17 protein-coding genes are annotated in these 16,244 nt (G+C 65.0%); 13 read left to right on the plus strand and 4 right to left on the minus strand.

What is annotated here, in order from left to right:
- Window positions 1-36: 36 nt before the first annotated feature.
- The 3 genes from H3H45_RS06905 to gpmI form a co-directional block, all read right to left on the minus strand.
- A complete protein-coding gene (locus H3H45_RS06905) occupies window positions 37-1,344 on the minus strand; it encodes a S41 family peptidase (RefSeq protein WP_182832962.1) in 1,308 nt (435 codons plus the stop codon).
- A gap of 41 nt (window positions 1,345-1,385) precedes the next feature.
- Window positions 1,386-2,627 (minus strand): murein hydrolase activator EnvC family protein, encoded by a 1,242-nt coding sequence (locus tag H3H45_RS06910; RefSeq protein ID WP_182832963.1) that lies wholly within the window; start codon window positions 2,625-2,627, stop codon window positions 1,386-1,388.
- 107 nt (window positions 2,628-2,734) lie between these two features.
- Window positions 2,735-4,270: a 2,3-bisphosphoglycerate-independent phosphoglycerate mutase gene (gene gpmI, locus H3H45_RS06915; RefSeq protein ID WP_182832964.1), complete on the minus strand. Its 1,536-nt coding sequence runs from the start codon at window positions 4,268-4,270 to the stop codon at window positions 2,735-2,737.
- A gap of 142 nt (window positions 4,271-4,412) precedes the next feature.
- On the opposite strand from gpmI, the gene H3H45_RS06920 reads away from it, so the two are divergent.
- Genes H3H45_RS06920 through secB form a run of 3 tightly spaced genes read left to right on the plus strand, consistent with a single transcriptional unit; the run spans window position 4,413 to window position 5,604 of the window.
- Window positions 4,413-4,826: a rhodanese-like domain-containing protein gene (locus H3H45_RS06920; protein WP_182832965.1), complete on the plus strand. Its 414-nt coding sequence runs from the start codon at window positions 4,413-4,415 to the stop codon at window positions 4,824-4,826.
- A 1-nt stretch (window position 4,827) separates the two neighbouring features.
- Window positions 4,828-5,082 carry a glutaredoxin 3 gene (grxC, locus tag H3H45_RS06925; RefSeq protein ID WP_182832966.1) on the plus strand — a complete coding sequence of 85 codons (255 nt, stop codon included), beginning with the start codon at window positions 4,828-4,830 and terminating at the stop codon, window positions 5,080-5,082.
- Window positions 5,083-5,118: 36 nt separating this feature from the next.
- Window positions 5,119-5,604 (plus strand): protein-export chaperone SecB, encoded by a 486-nt coding sequence (gene secB / locus H3H45_RS06930; protein ID WP_182832967.1) that lies wholly within the window; start codon window positions 5,119-5,121, stop codon window positions 5,602-5,604.
- Between the two features lie 58 nt (window positions 5,605-5,662).
- Here secB and trmL read toward each other — a convergent pair whose 3' ends face one another.
- Window positions 5,663-6,124 (minus strand): tRNA (uridine(34)/cytosine(34)/5-carboxymethylaminomethyluridine(34)-2'-O)-methyltransferase TrmL, encoded by a 462-nt coding sequence (gene trmL / locus H3H45_RS06935; RefSeq protein WP_182832968.1) that lies wholly within the window; start codon window positions 6,122-6,124, stop codon window positions 5,663-5,665.
- 102 nt (window positions 6,125-6,226) lie between these two features.
- Between trmL and H3H45_RS06940 the strand changes: the two genes are divergently transcribed.
- The 10 genes from H3H45_RS06940 to H3H45_RS06985 all read left to right on the plus strand — a co-directional run bounded on the left by H3H45_RS06940 (window position 6,227) and on the right by H3H45_RS06985 (window position 16,233).
- On the plus strand, window positions 6,227-7,150 hold the full coding sequence (locus H3H45_RS06940; protein WP_235983380.1) for an MSHA biogenesis protein MshI: 924 nt from the start codon (window positions 6,227-6,229) through the stop codon (window positions 7,148-7,150).
- Window positions 7,150-7,758: a PilN domain-containing protein gene (locus tag H3H45_RS06945; protein ID WP_182832969.1), complete on the plus strand. Its 609-nt coding sequence runs from the start codon at window positions 7,150-7,152 to the stop codon at window positions 7,756-7,758. Before H3H45_RS06940 ends, H3H45_RS06945 begins: the two co-directional genes overlap by 1 nt.
- Window positions 7,751-8,419, plus strand: a complete 669-nt coding sequence (gene gspM / locus H3H45_RS06950; RefSeq protein ID WP_182832970.1) for a type II secretion system protein GspM — start codon at window positions 7,751-7,753, stop codon at window positions 8,417-8,419. Before H3H45_RS06945 ends, gspM begins: the two co-directional genes overlap by 8 nt.
- On the plus strand, window positions 8,412-8,732 hold the full coding sequence (locus tag H3H45_RS06955; protein WP_328822265.1) for a Type II secretory pathway component: 321 nt from the start codon (window positions 8,412-8,414) through the stop codon (window positions 8,730-8,732). The genes gspM and H3H45_RS06955 overlap by 8 nt, the downstream gene beginning before the upstream one ends.
- A 5-nt stretch (window positions 8,733-8,737) precedes the next feature.
- Window positions 8,738-10,333: a pilus (MSHA type) biogenesis protein MshL gene (locus H3H45_RS06960; RefSeq protein ID WP_182832971.1), complete on the plus strand. Its 1,596-nt coding sequence runs from the start codon at window positions 8,738-8,740 to the stop codon at window positions 10,331-10,333.
- Between the two features lie 4 nt (window positions 10,334-10,337).
- A complete protein-coding gene (locus H3H45_RS06965) occupies window positions 10,338-11,270 on the plus strand; it encodes an ExeA family protein (protein ID WP_182832972.1) in 933 nt (310 codons plus the stop codon).
- Complete coding sequence (locus H3H45_RS06970) at window positions 11,267-12,613, plus strand: tetratricopeptide repeat protein (protein WP_182832973.1); 1,347 nt, start codon at window positions 11,267-11,269, stop codon at window positions 12,611-12,613. The genes H3H45_RS06965 and H3H45_RS06970 overlap by 4 nt, the downstream gene beginning before the upstream one ends.
- Complete coding sequence (locus H3H45_RS06975; protein ID WP_182832974.1) at window positions 12,613-14,334, plus strand: GspE/PulE family protein; 1,722 nt, start codon at window positions 12,613-12,615, stop codon at window positions 14,332-14,334. Before H3H45_RS06970 ends, H3H45_RS06975 begins: the two co-directional genes overlap by 1 nt.
- 148 nt (window positions 14,335-14,482) lie before the next feature.
- Window positions 14,483-15,718 (plus strand): type II secretion system F family protein, encoded by a 1,236-nt coding sequence (locus H3H45_RS06980; RefSeq protein ID WP_182832975.1) that lies wholly within the window; start codon window positions 14,483-14,485, stop codon window positions 15,716-15,718.
- Window positions 15,715-16,233, plus strand: coding sequence for a hypothetical protein (locus tag H3H45_RS06985; RefSeq protein WP_182832976.1), 519 nt, complete (start codon window positions 15,715-15,717; stop codon window positions 16,231-16,233). Before H3H45_RS06980 ends, H3H45_RS06985 begins: the two co-directional genes overlap by 4 nt.
- The last annotated feature ends 11 nt before the right edge of the window (window positions 16,234-16,244 follow it).

Genomic DNA, 16,244 nt, shown 5'->3' on the forward strand with positions numbered 1-16,244 from the left:
GGCCTGGAGCCGGGCTTTTTATTGTGCGGGTGCTGCTCAGTCGCCGCGTGTCACGCTCAGGCCCTTGAGCAGGTTGAGCGCCTGGCTGAGCTGGTAGTCGTCATCCTGCGGGCGAGCCGGTTTCTCGCTCTTCTTGCCGCTGGGCTTGTCTGCACCACCATTGCCGTTACCCAGGTGGCCCGCCAGATCGGCTTCCTTGATGCTCTCGCCATCCTGCTCGCGGGTCAGTTTGGCGCGCGCCACTTCGATGTCCGGGACGATGCCCTGGGCCTGGATTGAGCGGCCTTTCGGCGTGTAGTACAGAGCCGTGGTCAGTTTTAGTGCGCGGTCGTTGTTCAACGGCAGCACGGTCTGCACCGAGCCCTTGCCGAAGCTGTCGGTGCCCATCAGCACGCCGCGCTTGTGATCCTGCAGGGCGCCGGCGACGATCTCCGAGGCCGAGGCGCTGCCACCGTTGATCAGCACCACCAGCGGCACGCCTTCGCTGGCGTCGGCCGGGTCGGCATTGAAGCGCAGCTCGGAGTTGGCGATGCGTCCCTCGGTGTAGACGATCAGGCCCTTCTTGAGGAAGTGGTCGGTGACTTCAACCGCCGCTTGCAGCACGCCGCCGGGGTTGTTGCGCAGATCGAGGACGATGCCGCGCAGCTTGCCGTTGTTGTCCTTGCGCAGCTTGGCCAGGGCCTTGCCGACTTCTTCGCCGGTGTTGATCTGGAACTGCGAGATGCGCACCAGGCCGTAACCGTCGTCGAGCAGTTGGCTCTTCACGCTCTTGACCTTGATCACCGCGCGGGTCAGCTCAACGTCGAACGGCTGGCCGCCTTCGCGCAGCAGGGTCAGGTTGATCTTGCTGCCGGCCTTGCCGCGCATCTTGTCCACCGCTTCCATCAGCGACAGGCCCTTGGTCGGCTGGCCGTCGATCTTGACGATCAGGTCGCCGGGCTGGATACCGGCGCGCGAGGCCGGGGTGTCGTCGATCGGCGAGACCACTTTGAGGAAGCTGTCTTCCATGCCGACTTCAATACCTAGGCCGCCAAACTCGCCGCTGGTGCTTTCCTGCAGTTCGGCAAAGTCTTCCGGCTCCAGGTAGGCGGAGTGCGGGTCCAGGTTGCTGAGCATGCCCTTGATCGCATTCTCCAGCAGGGTCTTGTCGTCCACCGGCTCGACATAGGCCGACTTGATGCGGTCCATTACCTCGGCGAAGGTGCGCAGTTCATCCAGCGGCAACGGAGCCTTGGCGTTTTCCACGGGCGCCGCCACCGGCTCGGGGGCGGCCTGCAGGGCAGGGCTGCCGACCAGCAGGCCAAGGGCCAGGGCGAGAGGGGTGAGGCGGTGGAAATGCGACATGTGAACTCCCAGAAATAATTGCCAATGCCAGCCGCGGGCTGTCATCCGCGACACCATTGCGCCGGGTCGCTCGGGCGGCCCTGCTGGCGAATGGCGAAATACAGTGCGGGCGTGTCCTGCCCGCCACTGGTGCCGACGGTGGCGATCGACTCGCCAGCCTTGACGATATCACCGGCCTCTTTCAGCAGGCTCTGGTTATGGCCATAGAGGCTCAGATAACCATTGCCATGGTCGAGAATGACCAGAAGCCCGGCGCCGCGCAACCAGTCGGCGAACACCACGCGACCGCCATGCACGGCATGCACCTGGCTGCCGGCACTGGCGCCGATCAGCACGCCGTCCCACTTGGTCCGTGAGTCACCGCCGCGCGGCGAGCCGTAGCGGGCCACCAGGCGCCCGTTGACCGGCCACGGCAGCTTGCCTTTGGCGCTGGCAAAGGGGCCGCCATAGCTGGCGCCGGAGCTGGTGACGCTGGGGCCGAGAGGCAGTGGTTTGCTAGCTGGGTCGCGTGCCTGCTGCTGTTCGAGCAGGGCCAGGCGCTGAGCCTCGGCGGCCTCGCGCGCTTGACGGGCCAGGGTTTCCTCGATGGTCTTGAGGACGCGGGTCAGCTCGGCCTGTTCCTGCTGTCGCGCCTTGAGCTTGCTGTCGCGCGCACTGTATTCCTTGTTCAGCTTGGCCAGGGCGAGCTGGCGCTCCTTGCGCACGCTGGCGAGCTGTTCGCGCTGGCTGACCAGGGCGCTCTGCTGTTCGGCCAGGCGGGCCTGCTGGGTGGTGATATCGGTTTCGATATTGGCCAGCTGGCGCAGGGTTTCGTTGAAGGCGGCCAGTTGCTCCAGGCGTGCCTTGCCGAGATAGTCGTAATAGGTGAGGGTGCGCGAGAACTTTTCCGGCTGCTGCTGGTTTAGCAGCAGGCGCAGCGGCTCCTGCTGGCCACCCTGGTAGGCCGCCCGGGCCTGGATGCCGATCAGTCGTTGCTGTTCAAGGCGCGATTGCTGGAGTTTTTTTTTCTCCTGATCGAGGCGCTGCAGCTCCTCCTCGCTCTTGTTCATCTCCTGCTGCAGGCCCTTGACCTGTTTCTCCAGCTGGCCCATCTCGCTTTCGGTGCGCTTGAGGTCCTTCTGTACGCCGGATTTTTCTTTCTGCAGTTTTTCCAGCAGCTTCTTCAGCTCGGCGACATCGGCGCGGGCGGCTTCCAGCTGTTTTTGGGCGTCGGCTTTCTCGTCGGCAAAAGCGGCCGGGGCGAGCAGGCTGGTCAGGACTATCAGGGCGAGGGCGCGAAACATGGGCTGAGCAGCACCTGGGACAGGGGACGGCCTAGTATGCCCGTCGCGTCGCGCAAAAAAAACGCCCGCCGGTGCTGGCCGGCAGGCGTTTCGCGACGCGGGGCGCTTTATTTCAGGCTGATGATGCTGGTACCGGTCATTTCCGCCGGGATCGGCAGGCCCATCAGGGTCAGCAGGGTCGGTGCCACGTCGGCCAGCACGCCACCTTCGCGAATGGTGGCCGGGCGCTTACCGACATAGATGAACGGCACCGGCTCGCAGGTGTGCGCGGTGTGCGCCTGGCCGGTGCACTCGTCTTCCATCTGCTCGACGTTGCCGTGGTCGGCGGTGATCAGTGCTTCGCCGCCGACCTTGTCCAGCGCCGCGACGATGCGGCCGACGCAGGTGTCCAGGCATTCCACGGCGGCCACGGCGGCTTCGAAGACGCCGGTGTGGCCGACCATGTCGCCGTTGGCGTAGTTGACGATGATCACGTCATAACGCTGGTTCTCGATGGCCTCGACGATACGATCGGTGACTTCCGGCGCGCTCATCTGCGGCTGCAGGTCATAGGTGGCGACGTTCGGCGAGGGGATGAGGATGCGCTCTTCGCCGGCGAACGGCTCTTCGCGGCCGCCGGAGAAGAAGAAGGTGACGTGGGCGTACTTCTCGGTCTCGGCGATGCGCAGCTGGGTCTTGCCGTTTTTCGCCAGGTATTCGCCGAGCACGTTGGTCAGCGGTTCCGGTTTGTAGGCGCTGGGTGCCGGGATGCTCGCCGCGTACTGTGTGAGCATGACGAAGCCGGCCAGTTGCGGCACGCGCGTGCGCTCGAACTCGTTGAAGCCGGGTTCGACGAAGGCGCGGGTCAGCTCGCGAGCGCGGTCGGCGCGGAAGTTCATGAAGACGATGGCGTCGCCGTCTTCCACTTTTACCGGCTCACCGATGGTGGTGGCCTTGACGAATTCGTCGCTCTCGCCGCGCTCGTAGGCGGCGGCCAGGCCTTCCACGGCGCTGGCGGCGTTGAACTGGCCGCGGCCTTCGACGATCAGGTGATAGGCCTGCTCGACACGGTCCCAGCGGTTGTCGCGGTCCATGGCGAAGTAGCGGCCGGTGAGGCTGGCGATGCGGCCCTTACCGAGTTTGGCGAAGGTGGCGTCGAGCAGCTCGATGGACGGTTGGGCGCTCTTCGGCGGGGTGTCGCGGCCGTCGAGGAAGGCGTGCAGGTAGATCTTCTCGGCGCCGCGTTGGGCGGCCAGCTCGGCCATGGCCACCAGGTGATCCTGGTGGCTGTGTACACCGCCATCGGAGAGCAGGCCGAGGATATGCACGGCCTTGCCGGCACTTACGGCCTTATCCACGGCGCTGTTGATCACGGCGTTCTCGAAGAACTCGCCGTCGCGGATCGCCTTGGTCACCCGGGTGAAGTCCTGGTACACCACGCGGCCGGCGCCGAGGTTCATGTGACCGACTTCCGAGTTGCCCATCTGCCCGTCCGGCAGGCCGACATCCATGCCGCTGCCCGAGATCAGGCCATGCGGCTGGGTGGCGCGCAGACGGTCGTAGACCGGCGTGTTGGCCGCATGGATGGCGTTGTACTCGGGGTTGTCGCTGTGACCGAAGCCGTCGAGGATGATCAGGACCAGAGGTTTGGGCGTGGCGCTCATGGGGGCTGGCTCGCTGTGCATGGTGAGCAAAAAGGTCGCGCATTTTACGGCCATAAGCCCGCCGCGTCACCGCCCGGCGGGGCTTGGCCGATAAGGCATGCTGTGTATACTGGCCGGCATTTTAACGCCCTGGAACCGCGCAATGTTGGCCCACCTGATTGAATTTGCCACTAACCACTATGTACTGACCGCCTGCTTCGTCTTCCTGCTGGTGCTGCTGATCGTCACCGAGCTGCGCAAGGGTGGCAAAAGCCTGTCCAGCCGTGAGCTGACCGCGCTGGTCAACAGCGAGCAGGGTGTAGTGCTGGATGTGCGCAACAACAAGGATTTCGCCAGCGGCCATATCGTTGGCGCCATCAACATCCCCTTCGACAAGCTGGCCAGCCGCATGGTCGAGCTGGACAAGCACAAGGCCAAGACCGTGATCGTGGTCGATGCCATGGGTCAGCATGCCGGCAGCGTTGCCCGCGAGCTGAAGAAAGCTGGCTTCACCGCCGCCAAACTGGGTGGCGGTATCGCCAGCTGGCGCGGCGACAACCTGCCAGTGGTCAAGTGATATGCCCGAGATCGTCGTGTACTCCAGCGCCTGGTGCCCTTACTGCATCCGTGCCAAGCAGTTGCTGAGCAGCAAGGGTGTGGCTTTCCAGGAAATCAGTGTCGATGGCAAGCCCGAGGCGCGCGCCGAAATGACGCGCAAGGCCGGGCGCACCTCGGTACCGCAGATCTGGATTGGCAGTGCCCACATCGGTGGCTGCGACGATCTATATGCCCTGGAGCGCGCCGGCAAGCTGGATGCGCTGCTCAAGGCCTGAACCCTTTCCGAAACCCGTAAACAAGAAGACTTCGTCATGACCGAGCAAGTTACCAACGGCGCCGCCCAGGCCGAGCAAGGCCCACAGTTCTCCCTGCAGCGTATCTATGTGAAGGATCTGTCCTTCGAGGCGCCGAAGAGCCCGGAAATCTTCCGCCAGGAGTGGGCGCCAAGCGTCGCGCTCGATCTGAACACCCGCCAGAAGTCGCTGGACGGCGACTTCCACGAAGTGGTGCTGACCCTCTCTGTGACCGTCAAGACTGGCGAAGAGACCGCCTTCATCGCCGAAGTGCAGCAGGCTGGCATCTTCCTGATCAAGGGCCTGGACGCTGCGTCCATGAGCCACACCCTCGGCGCGTTCTGCCCGAACCTGCTGTTCCCCTACGCCCGCGAGGCGCTGGACAACCTGGTGGTGCGCGGCTCCTTCCCGGCGCTGATGCTGGCTCCGGTGAACTTCGACGCCCTGTACGCCCAGGAGCTGCAGCGCATGCAGGCCGCTGGTGCGGAAACCGCTCAGGCCTAAAGCCTGCGGTAATGAAAAAAGCGCCCCGCGGGGCGCTTTTTTTCTGTCTGCCGATTTCTTACTCCATGGCGAAATCGTGCTGGCGCCAGGCCTCGTACGTCACCACGGCCACCGCATTGGACAGATTGAGGCTGCGGCATTGCGGGCGCATGGGCATACGCAGGCGCTGCGGGTCGGGTATCTGCTCCAGTATGTCTGCCGGCAGGCCGCGGCTTTCCGGGCCGAACAGCAGCATATCGCCGCGCCGATACTGCATTTGCGCGTAGCTGTGGCTGGCTTTTGTGGTAAATGCCAATATCCTGTCGCTACCAGTAACTGTGATACAGTCGCTCAATGACTGATGGCGTTTTAATGTCGCGTATTCGTGGTAATCCAGCCCGGCACGCCGCAAACGCTTGTCGTCCAGTTCGAAGCCCAGCGGCTCGATAAGATGCAGCTGGCAGCCGGTGTTGGCACAGAGGCGAATGATGTTGCCGGTGTTCGGCGGAATCTCGGGCTGGAACAGGACGACATGGAACATTGATCGGGCTCAGGGACAGGGCAGATGGCATGCATTCTACTGCGTGTCGTCATCCATCGTCGGCCTTGGTGGCGGATGATGTGCACTGGGTAAGCAGGGGGCATGCAGTTGGTGTGGTTCGCGAGAAAGAAAATAACAGCGGACGGTCTGCTCGGTATTGAAACCGGGCCTGAGGGAATTGCCCTGGCGCGCGTCCTGCGCGTTGCTGGTGAAGCTCCACGTTTGCTCGACTGCCAGTTCCGCCAGGCAGCACCGGCTGAGCAGCCTGCCGTGCTGAAGAAGATGGTTGCCGAACTGAACCTGCAAGGCATGCCGGTCAACCTGTTGCTGCACCCCGCCACTTACCAGATGCTCCTGCTCGACAGCCCCGACGTGCCAGCCGAAGAGCTGCGTGCCGCCATGCGCTGGCGCATCAAGGACCTGATCGCCGAGCCGCTGGAGCAGGTGGTGGTCGATGCCTTCGCCCTACCCGACGATGCTTACCGTGGCCGTTCGCGCATGGCCTATTGCGCGGTGCTGAGCAAGGCGCGCATGCAGGCCTGGGCTGACTTGTGCGCGCAGGCCGGGCTGCAGTTGCAGAGTATCGATGTCACCGAAATGGCCTTCCGCAACCTCGGCCTGCTGGCCGGCGCCGAGGGCATGAATCTGGCGTTGCTGCGCCTGCGCTCCAGCGAGGGGCTGATCAGCGTGCAGCATGCCGCCGACCTCTATATGGCACGGCGCATCGAGCAGGGCCTGGATCACGCCGGTGATGACTTCGGCGCGGTGACCCTGGAAATCCAGCGCTCGCTGGACTATTTCGAGAGCCAGCTGGGCAAGGGCTACATCAACCGCCTGCTGCTGTTGCCGATGAAGCGCAATGGCGCGGCCGTTCTGCAGACTCTGTCCACCGGGCTGGCGGTCAAGCTGCAGGCCCTAGACCTGCGCGACCTTTTTCCTGGGCAGGCTACTGCCGCGCTTGACGAGGCCGAGCAGGCCTACTGCATGGCGGCTGTGGGTGCGGCGTTGCGCCAGGAGGCCGGTTGATGCAGAACCTCAACCTCTACCAGATCGAACAACCGCGCCGTAGCGGCCCGCAGCCGAACCAGATGCTGGCCCTGTTGGCCGTGCTGGTGCTGTTGTGCCTGGCCCATGCGGCCTGGCAAGGCTGGCAGTTGCGCCAGGGCGCGGCGCAACTGAGCCAGGCCGAAGTGGCAGCGCAGGAGCAGGAGACCCTGCTGGCCGCGGTCAAGGCCAGCTTCGTCGAGCCGCAACTGGACAGCGGTCTGCCGCTCGAACTGGCCGCGCGTGAGGCCGACAACCAGCAGCTGCAGCGCCTGATCGGCTACCTGCAGGTGCTGGCCAGCCAGCGCACGGCGGGCTTCGTCGCGCCACTGCAGGCACTGGCCGACCATCATCCAGCTAGCGGCCTGTGGCTCAGTGGCATTGGCCTGAGCGCCGGCGGCACGCACATGCGTCTGCAGGGCAGCAGCCAGGATCAGGAGCTGCTGCCGCAATACCTGCAGCGCCTTGGCCAGAGCCCGGTCTTCCAGGGTCGTGAATTCGCCCGTTTCGAAGTGCAGCGCGGCGACGACCAGCTGCTGCACTTCGACCTGTCTTCCCAGGTTGGCGACAAGGAGCCGGGCAATGAATAAGTGGTTGCAACGCTGGCACGGTATGGCGCCGCGCGAGCAGTGGCTGGCCTTCAGTGTCGGCCTGGTGCTCTGTGCGCTGCTTTATATGCTGCTGTTCGGCGACCCGCTGAGTGCGCGCCTGGCCAAGCAGCAGGCCAGTTTCAAGGTGACCGAGGCACGGCGCCTGGAGGCCCAGGCCGGTCTGGCCGACTTGCAGGCCAAGCTGGCGGCCGACCCCAATATTCCCTATCGCAGCGCTCTGCTGGCGGCCTCGGCCAGCCGCGAGGAGCTGATCAGCCAGATCGACCAGAACACCGCCGAACTGGTCACGCCGCAGAAGATGAAAGCTGTGCTGGCTGAGCTGCTGCGTTCCCAGCCGCGCTTGCGCCTGGTCGGTCTGGAAAGCTTCAGCGAGCCCATGCAATTGCCCGGCGCTGCGCCGGTCAAGCTTGAGCCTGGCGCCGCGCCGGCTCCGGTCACCCTCTATCGGCATGGTCTGCATCTGCAGCTGCAGGGCGGTTACTTCGACCTGCTGGCCTATCTGCAGGCGGTTCAGGCCAGCGGCTGGAAGCTCAACTGGGACAGCCTGGATTACCAGGTCGGTGACGGTGGACCGTCCCAGGCCAAGATCAGCCTGAAGCTGTATACCTTGAGTCGTCAGGCGGGGTGGGTCGGTGTCTAGAGTATTGCTGCTGAACCTGTTGCTGACTGCTGGCCTGGCCCATGCTGCGCCCGCCATCGACCCGACCCAGCCGCCCGCCAACCTGCTGCCGGCGGTGAGTGCCGGCGAGGTGCAGGCGCCGCTGGTGCTGCAGGCGATCCTGCGCGGCGCCCAGGGCAGCCGCGCGGTGATTGGCGGCAGCACTCTGCGGGTTGGCGACGAGCATGCCGGCGCCCGCGTGCTGGCCATCCACACGCACAGCGTATTGATCGAGCGTCAGGGCCAGCAACAGCTGCTGCGCCTGGCTGAACCCGTATTGAAACCGAGCCGATGAAGCCTATGAATACATTCCTGCCGCGTCTCGGCCTGTTGAGCCTGGCCTGCCTGCTGAGCGCCTGCCAGACCTTCATTGATGGCGACACGCAACTCTATGAACAGAGCGGCAAGCTGCTCGACGAGAGCCTGCAACAGGCTCAGGCGCAGAACAAGGTCATGCCGCCAGCGGCGGTCCAGGCCTCGTTGATCCCGCCGCTGAGCAGTTCGCTGAGTATTGGCAGCGGCCCGCGCTTCGATGTCTCGGCCAAGGACATGCCAGCCCGTGAGTTCTTCCTCAGCCTGATGGAAGGCGCCGGGCAGAACCTGGTGGTGCACCCGGACGTTACCGGCACCATCACTTTCAGCCTGCGCCGGGTCACCCTGGAGGAAGTGCTGGCGGCGGTGCGCGACAGCTATGGCTATGACTTCCGCCACAGCACCTATGGCTACCAGATCCTGCCGAACCGGGCGATCACCCGCAGCTACGATCTCAACTACCTCAACCTGCAGCGTGTGGGCGTGTCCGACACCCGCGTCAGCTCTGGCCAGGTGGTCAGTGACGAGAGCGAGAGCAGTAACAGCGATGACGGCAGCAGCACCAGTGACAGCTCGGTGACCACGCTCAATGCCAGCCAGGTGACCACCAGCAGCGATGTCGACTTCTGGCGTGAAGTGCGCGAAGTGGTGGCGATGATCGTTGGTGGTGAGCAGGGCAACAGCGTGGTGGTCAACCCGCAGGCCAGCCTGCTCGTGGTGCGCGCCAACAGTGCCGATCAGGAAAACGTCGCGCGTTTCCTCGAACAGGCGCAACGCAACCTGCAGCGCCAGGTGATTCTGGAAACCAAGATCCTCGAAGTGCAGCTCAATGACGGCTTCCAGGCCGGTATCAGCTGGGAACAGCTGGGCAGCGATGTCAGCGCCGGTATTGCCGGGGAAACCCTCGACGGGCCGACCGGTATTGGCGGCGTATTCAGCAGCGTGCTGACCCTGGGTGACTTCACCGGGCTGATCCAGTTGCTGCAGACCCAGGGCGAGGTGCGGGTACTGTCCAGCCCGCGCATTTCCACACTGAATAACCAGAAGGCAGTGATCAAGGTCGGCACCGACGAGTTCTTCGTCACCGAAGTGTCGTCGAGCAGCACCACGACCACGGCAGCCGGGGTTACCGAGCCGACCCAGGACATCACCCTGACGCCGTTCTTCTCGGGCATCTCGTTGGACGTCACTCCGCAGATCGACCAGAACGATACTGTCACCCTGCACGTACGCCCGACAGTGAGCCGCGTCGAGGACCAGAACAAGACCATCGTGCTGGGCGAGGACAATGTCTTCAATCTGCCGCTGGCCCTTTCCACCTCGCGTCAGTCCGACTCCATCGTGCGGGCGCGCAGTGGCCAGGTGGTGGTGATCGGCGGCCTGCTGCAGAGCACCAACGAGAATGACGACGCCGAAGTGCCATGGGCCAGCACCCTGCCCATCGTCGGCAACCTGTTCAAGCAGCAGCGCAAGGCCCTGCAGAAGAGCGAGCTGGTGATCCTCATGCGCCCCCAGGTGGTCAACGACGACGTGTGGCTGGATGAGCTGCGCAAGAGCGCGGAAACCTTCAAGGAACTGAGATAAGGCGATGTACGAAGCCTTCTTCGGCCTGCGCGAAAAGCCGTTCGCGTTGACCCCCAACACCGGGTTCCTGGTGCAGCTGGCGCCTTACCAGGCCTGCCTCAATCTGCTGCGCGTGGCACTCGGTGAAGGTGAAGGCTTTATCAAAGTCACCGGCGAGGTGGGCACCGGCAAGACCCTGCTCTGCCGCGCTCTGCTCAATCTGCTGGATGACCAGCGCTACCAGCTGGCCTATCTGCCCAACCCCGGCATGAGCCCGACCGGCCTACGCCAGGCGCTGGCCCGTGAGCTGGGCATCGAAGGCATCGAGGAGCTGGATGCCCAGAGCATTCTTGATGCGCTGCACCGGCGCCTGATCGAGCTGGCGGCTGCCGGCAAGAGTACCGTGGTGCTGCTCGACGAGGCCCAGGCCCTGCCGACCGCGACCCTGGAAGCCCTGCGCCTGCTGACCAATCTGGAAACCGAACAGGCCAAGCTGCTGCAGGTGGTCCTGTTCGGCCAGCCGGAGCTGGACGCCACCCTGGAACGCAACGAGTTCCGCCAACTGCGCCAACGCATCACCTTTTCCTATCGCCTGCGCCCGCTGGATGTGAAGGACACCGCCCGCTACCTCAACGAGCGCCTGGCCGTGGCCGGTTATCGCGGCGAACCCTTGTTCTCCGCTGCCGCGATTCGCCGCCTGGTGCGCGGCAGCGGCGGTATTCCGCGGTTGATAAACATCCTCGCGCACAAGGCGCTGATGGTGGCCTATGGCGAAGGCCGGCGGCAGATCAGCGTCAGCCATGTGCGCCGCGCCCAGCTGGATACCGAAGGCGCCCAGCCCTTTCTGCGCAGCACCACGCCCTGGCTGGGCTGGGGGCTGGCGGCGGCCAGTCTGTCGCTGCTGCTGGTGATCGGCGCCTGGCCCTGGCTGGCGCAGTGGCGGGAGTGGCTGCCATGAGCCTGGTCAACGACATGCTGCGCGACCTCGAAGAACGCCGCGCCGCGCCTGCCGAGCGCCTGCAGCTGGATGGTCTGCAGGCCGTGGATGAAGCGGCAGCCGCGCGTCGCGAGCGCGCCGAACGGATCCGCCGTGGCTCGATCTGGATGGCTGCGGTAATCCTCATCGGCTTGCTGGTCGGCCTGATGATCGGCCGGGTGGTCAAGGGCGTGCCGACTCTGGCCAGCGTCACCCCGCCTGCGACGGTTACCGTGGCACCAGCCGCGCAGGTGCTCGAGGTGCTGCCGCAGCACGATGCGCGCGGACTGGTGTTGCAGATTCTGCTGGATCGCTCGGTGCCCTATCAGCGCACCGAGGAGAGCGGGGCGGTGAGCCTGCGCCTGCCGGGTGTGGCGCTGACGGGTGAAGCCCAGCGCGGTCGCGTGCAGCGTGATGGGCGCAGCCTGTCCTGGCGGGTCGAAGCGCAGGGGGCGGATGTGCAGGTGCTGCTGGTCGGGCTGGGCGAGGGGCTGGAAGTGCGTGACCGCCTGGAACCGGCCGGCGATCGCTGGGTGCTGTGGCTGGAAGTGCCGCTAACGGCGGCGCCAGTAGAGTCCGAGCCCGTGGTGGAGCTGGACCAGCTGCCCGCTGCCGAACCGCCTGCCGTGCAGGCCGAACCGGCCTTGCCAGCCTGGGCCAATGCCCCGCTACCGACTGATGCGCCCGCGCCGGCAGCGGCCGCCGAACCAGCGGCGGTTGCTCCGCCCAGTGGTCCGCCGCAGGTCAGCGTTACCCCCTATCGCCCGGATGGCCTGGCCCAGGCACGGCAGGCCCTACAGGACGGCGACTACCCGCGTGCCATCCGCGAGCTGGAAACCCTGCAGAAGAGCCGTGGTCGCGATCCTGAAGTGCTGCGCTGGCTAGCGCGAGCCTATCTGGCCGCTGGCGAGCAGCAGCGCCTGCTCAGCTGGTTGCCGGCGCAGCTGGCGCAGATGCCGCATGACAGCGAGTTGCGCCTGTTGCTGGCGCGCACCCAGTTGCAGGCTGGCGCTACCAAGGACGCCGTGGCGACCCTGGAGCAGAACGCCCCGGTGCTGGAGCAGGAACCCACTTATTTCGCCCTGCTGGCCGCCAGTTATCAGCAGACCGGGCAATGGCAGGAAAGCGCCGCGCTGTACCGGCGCATGACCGCCCTGCGCCCGAGCCAGTCGACCTGGCAGCTGGGCCTGGCCATCGCCCTGGAACAGCTCGATCAATCGGCTGAGGCCGCCCGCCATTACCGCTTGGCCCTGCAGGGGCTGGGCCTGGACGACAGCGCCCGCCGCTTCGCCAGTGAACGCGCCACGGCGCTGGGAGGTCGTTGATGACTGAAGATATCCGTCAGCGCAAATTGCGCCTCGGCGACCTGCTGATCCAGGCCGGGCTGATCAGTGATGCGCAATTGCAGCTGGCCCTGCAGGAGCAGAAGCGCACCGGCTCCAAGCTCGGTCGTACAGTGGTCGATCTCGGCTTCGTCGCCGAGGTCAAGCTGCTCACTGCGCTATCCGAACAGCTGAAGATCCCTTTCATCGAACTCAAACACTTCAAGTTCGACCAGCAACTGGTGCAGAACCTACCGGAAGCCATGGCCAGGCGTTTCCGCGCCATGGTCCTGTCGCGCGAGAGCGGCGGTTTTCTGGTTGGCATGTCCGACCCGCTCGACCTGTTCGCCCTCGACGAGATGGAGCGCATCCTCAAGACCCGCGTGCACCCGGCCGTGGTGCGCGAGGCTGAGCTGCTGGCCACCCTCGATACCGTATACCGGCGCACCAGCGAGATCGCCTCGATCGCCGGCGAGCTGGAAGGCGAGCTGAAGGACAGTGACTTCGACCTGTCCAAACTGGGCGCCGACAACAACACCGAGGCGCCGGTGGTGCGCCTGCTGCAGACGCTGTTCGAGGACGCGGTGCAGATGAAGGCCTCGGACATCCACATCGAACCCGACGAGGGCGTGGTGCGCATCCGCCAGCGCATCGACGGCGTGCTCAACGAGCAGGTGATGAAGGAGGCGCGGGTTGCCTCGGCGCTGGTCATGCGCCTGAAGATCATGTCCGGCCTGGATATCTCCGAGAAGCGCCTGCCGCAGGACGGCCGCTTCAATATCCGAGTGAAGAACCGCAACATCGATGTGCGGGTCTCGACCATGCCGGTGCAGTTCGGCGAGTCGGTGGTGATGCGTCTGCTCGACCAGACCGGCGGCGTCTCCAACCTTGACACCAGCGGCATGCCGGCGGACATGCTGGTGCGCTTCCGTCGCCTGCTGCAGCGTCCGTTCGGCCTGGTACTGGTCACCGGCCCTACCGGTTCGGGTAAGACCACCACCTTGTATGCCGGGCTGTCCGAGCTGAACAGCCCGGAGAAGAAGATCATTACCGTGGAAGACCCGGTGGAATACCGCCTGCCACGGGTCAACCAGGTGCAGGTCAACGCCAAGATCGACCTCAGCTTCGCCCGCGTGCTGCGCGCCGCTCTGCGCCAGGACCCGGACATCGTGCTGATCGGCGAAATGCGCGATCAGGAAACCGCCGAGATCGGCCTGCGCGCGGCGCTCACCGGCCACCTGGTGCTGTCCACCCTGCACACCAACGACGCCCTGACCTCGGCCATGCGCCTGATCGACATGGGCGCCGAGCCGTTCCTGGTCGCCACCTCGCTGAATGCGGTGCTGGCTCAGCGCTTGATCCGTCGTGTGTGCGAGAACTGCATGGAGGCCGATACGCCCGAGCCGCGCCAGCTGCTCTGGCTGGAAAACCTGCACCGCGCGCCGCTGACCGGGCGCAGCTTCAAGCGCGGTGCCGGTTGCCACCAGTGCCACAACACCGGCTATGCCGGGCGCATCGGTGTTTACGAATTGCTGGAGATGGATGACGGCATGATTGCCGCGTTACGCCGCAATGACCCACAAGGCTTCGCCGAAGCGGCGCAGGCCAGCGCCCACTACCGTCCGCTGGCGGCCTGCGCGCTGGACTATGCCCTGGCCGGGGTGACCAGCGTCGAGGAAGTGCTCAAGGTCTGCGCCACCCTCACCGACGAGGTGTTGGTGTGATGCGCGGGCTTCTTCAGGCAGGCACCACGCTATCTCCCTCTCCCGTTTACGGGAGAGGGCGCTTTTGTAGCCCGGATGCAATCCGGGAATGGAGTTGCCTGCTTCCCGGATTACATCCGGGCTACCTGGCTGTGCGGGCGTCCTACCCATGAGCCAGTTCCGCTACACCGGCCGTGACGCCCAGGGCAGCAAGGTCAGCGGCAGCCGCGAAAGCGGCTCGGCCGACAACCTGGCCAGCGAACTGCTGGCCGAGCGCATTACCCCGCTGAGCATCGAAGAGCAGGCGGCCCAGGGCAACGACGATGTACTCGCCAGCATCAAGGAACTGCTGCGCCGCAAGCGTGTGGATCTGGAAGAACTGATCATCTTCTGCCGGCAGATGTACAGCCTGAGCAAGGCCGGCGTGCCGATCATCCGTGCCATCGGCGGTCTGGCCGAGTCCCATCGCAATGAATATTTCCGTGAAGTGCTGCAGGCCGTGCGCAGCGACCTCGAAGGCGGCATGAGCATGGCGGTGTCGCTGAATGCCCATCCCAAGGTGTTCAGCACCCTGTTCATCAGCATGATCAGCGTCGGCGAGAACACCGGCCAGCTCGACCAGGCCTTCAAGCAGTTGTCCGGCTACCTGGAGATGGAGCGCGAGACGCGCAAACGGATCAAGCAGGCCACCCGCTACCCGCTGTTCGTGCTGTCGGCCATGGGCGTGGCGCTGGTGGTGATCAACATGTTCGTGATCCCGGCGTTCGCCAAGGTGTTCGAGCAGTTCAAGGCCGAGCTGCCCTGGCCGACTCGTGTGCTGATCGGCACCTCGCAGTTCTTCCAGGATTACTGGTGGCTGCTGCTGTTGCTGTTCGGCGCGGCCATCTACGGTTTCATCCGCTGGACCGCCAGCGACGCCGGCGCGCTCAAGTGGGATCAGCTCAAGCTGCGCCTGCCCATTGTTGGTGGGGTGTTCGAGCGCATCGCCCTGGCTCGCTTCACCCGCACCTTCGCCATGATGTACCGCGCCGGCGTGCCGCTGCTGCAGACCCTGTCGATCAACAGCGCCAGCGTCGGCAACCTGTTTATCGGCCAGGCCATCCTCGGCATGCGCGAAGGCGTGGAGCGCGGCGAGGCGCTGACCAGCACGGCGTCCACCAGCGGGCTGTTCACCCCGCTGGTGCTGCAGATGATGGCGGTAGGTGAGGAAACCGGCGCACTGGATGACCTGTTCGTCGAAGTCGCCGACTTCTACGAGCAGGAGGTCGACTACGACCTCAAACAGCTGGCCGATGCCATCGAGCCGATCCTCATCGTAGCCATGGGCATCATGGTGCTGGTGCTGGCGCTGGGTGTGTTTCTGCCGATGTGGGACCTGGCCTCGGTGGCCAAGGGCGGCGCGTGAGCCCGGACTATGAGAGCGACTTCTGGGTAAGGCGTTTGCGCCTGTTTGGCTGGGGCTTGATCCTGCTCATGACCCTTTGCCTAGTGCTGGCGTTAGGCTGGAAGATCGCTCAGGTCAGTGAGCGGCGCGCCATGGAGGCGACCCGTCGGCACCTGGCGGCCAGCCTCAACAGCCTGGCCGCGGAGCATCTGGCCAAGGACAAGACGCTGGGCATGGCCTGGCGCACGAAGAATCCGTTTGTCCTGCTGCGTTGGCAGCAGGACAACTACTGCGGCGAACTGGCCGCTGGTGATGCACCGCAAAGCGGTTGCTGGTACTGGCTACCTCGCGAGGCCTGGGTGATGTACCGGGCAAGCTTTGCCGACGGATGGACAAGGGGGCAGGGTGAAGTGCATGCCTGGCGGCTGTTGGTGGTTCCCGATGGAATGCCAACTGCGTCACAATCGTCAGGTGCGGCTTTTGCCCTGGAGCTTGAAGCGGTACCCGCTGCGGAGTTGTCTGCGGCGGGGTATTGATGTCACTGAGG

This window comes from Aquipseudomonas guryensis, assembly GCF_014164785.1.
GTDB lineage: Bacteria > Pseudomonadota > Gammaproteobacteria > Pseudomonadales > Pseudomonadaceae > Aquipseudomonas > Aquipseudomonas guryensis.

Excerpts from the sequence above, each read along its gene's own strand:
- H3H45_RS06905 (WP_182832962.1), bottom strand. The coding sequence starts at position 1,344 with ATGTCGCATTTCCACCGCCTCACCCCTCTCGCCCTGGCCCTTGGCCTG.
- H3H45_RS06910 (WP_182832963.1), bottom strand. The coding sequence starts at position 2,627 with ATGTTTCGCGCCCTCGCCCTGATAGTCCTGACCAGCCTGCTCGCCCCG.
- gpmI (WP_182832964.1), bottom strand. The coding sequence starts at position 4,270 with ATGAGCGCCACGCCCAAACCTCTGGTCCTGATCATCCTCGACGGCTTC.
- H3H45_RS06920 (WP_182832965.1), top strand. The coding sequence starts at position 4,413 with ATGTTGGCCCACCTGATTGAATTTGCCACTAACCACTATGTACTGACC.
- grxC (WP_182832966.1), top strand. The coding sequence starts at position 4,828 with ATGCCCGAGATCGTCGTGTACTCCAGCGCCTGGTGCCCTTACTGCATC.
- secB (WP_182832967.1), top strand. The coding sequence starts at position 5,119 with ATGACCGAGCAAGTTACCAACGGCGCCGCCCAGGCCGAGCAAGGCCCA.
- trmL (WP_182832968.1), bottom strand. The coding sequence starts at position 6,124 with ATGTTCCATGTCGTCCTGTTCCAGCCCGAGATTCCGCCGAACACCGGC.
- H3H45_RS06940 (WP_235983380.1), top strand. The coding sequence starts at position 6,227 with ATGCAGTTGGTGTGGTTCGCGAGAAAGAAAATAACAGCGGACGGTCTG.
- H3H45_RS06945 (WP_182832969.1), top strand. The coding sequence starts at position 7,150 with ATGCAGAACCTCAACCTCTACCAGATCGAACAACCGCGCCGTAGCGGC.
- gspM (WP_182832970.1), top strand. The coding sequence starts at position 7,751 with ATGAATAAGTGGTTGCAACGCTGGCACGGTATGGCGCCGCGCGAGCAG.
- H3H45_RS06960 (WP_182832971.1), top strand. The coding sequence starts at position 8,738 with ATGAATACATTCCTGCCGCGTCTCGGCCTGTTGAGCCTGGCCTGCCTG.
- H3H45_RS06965 (WP_182832972.1), top strand. The coding sequence starts at position 10,338 with ATGTACGAAGCCTTCTTCGGCCTGCGCGAAAAGCCGTTCGCGTTGACC.
- H3H45_RS06970 (WP_182832973.1), top strand. The coding sequence starts at position 11,267 with ATGAGCCTGGTCAACGACATGCTGCGCGACCTCGAAGAACGCCGCGCC.
- H3H45_RS06975 (WP_182832974.1), top strand. The coding sequence starts at position 12,613 with ATGACTGAAGATATCCGTCAGCGCAAATTGCGCCTCGGCGACCTGCTG.
- H3H45_RS06980 (WP_182832975.1), top strand. The coding sequence starts at position 14,483 with ATGAGCCAGTTCCGCTACACCGGCCGTGACGCCCAGGGCAGCAAGGTC.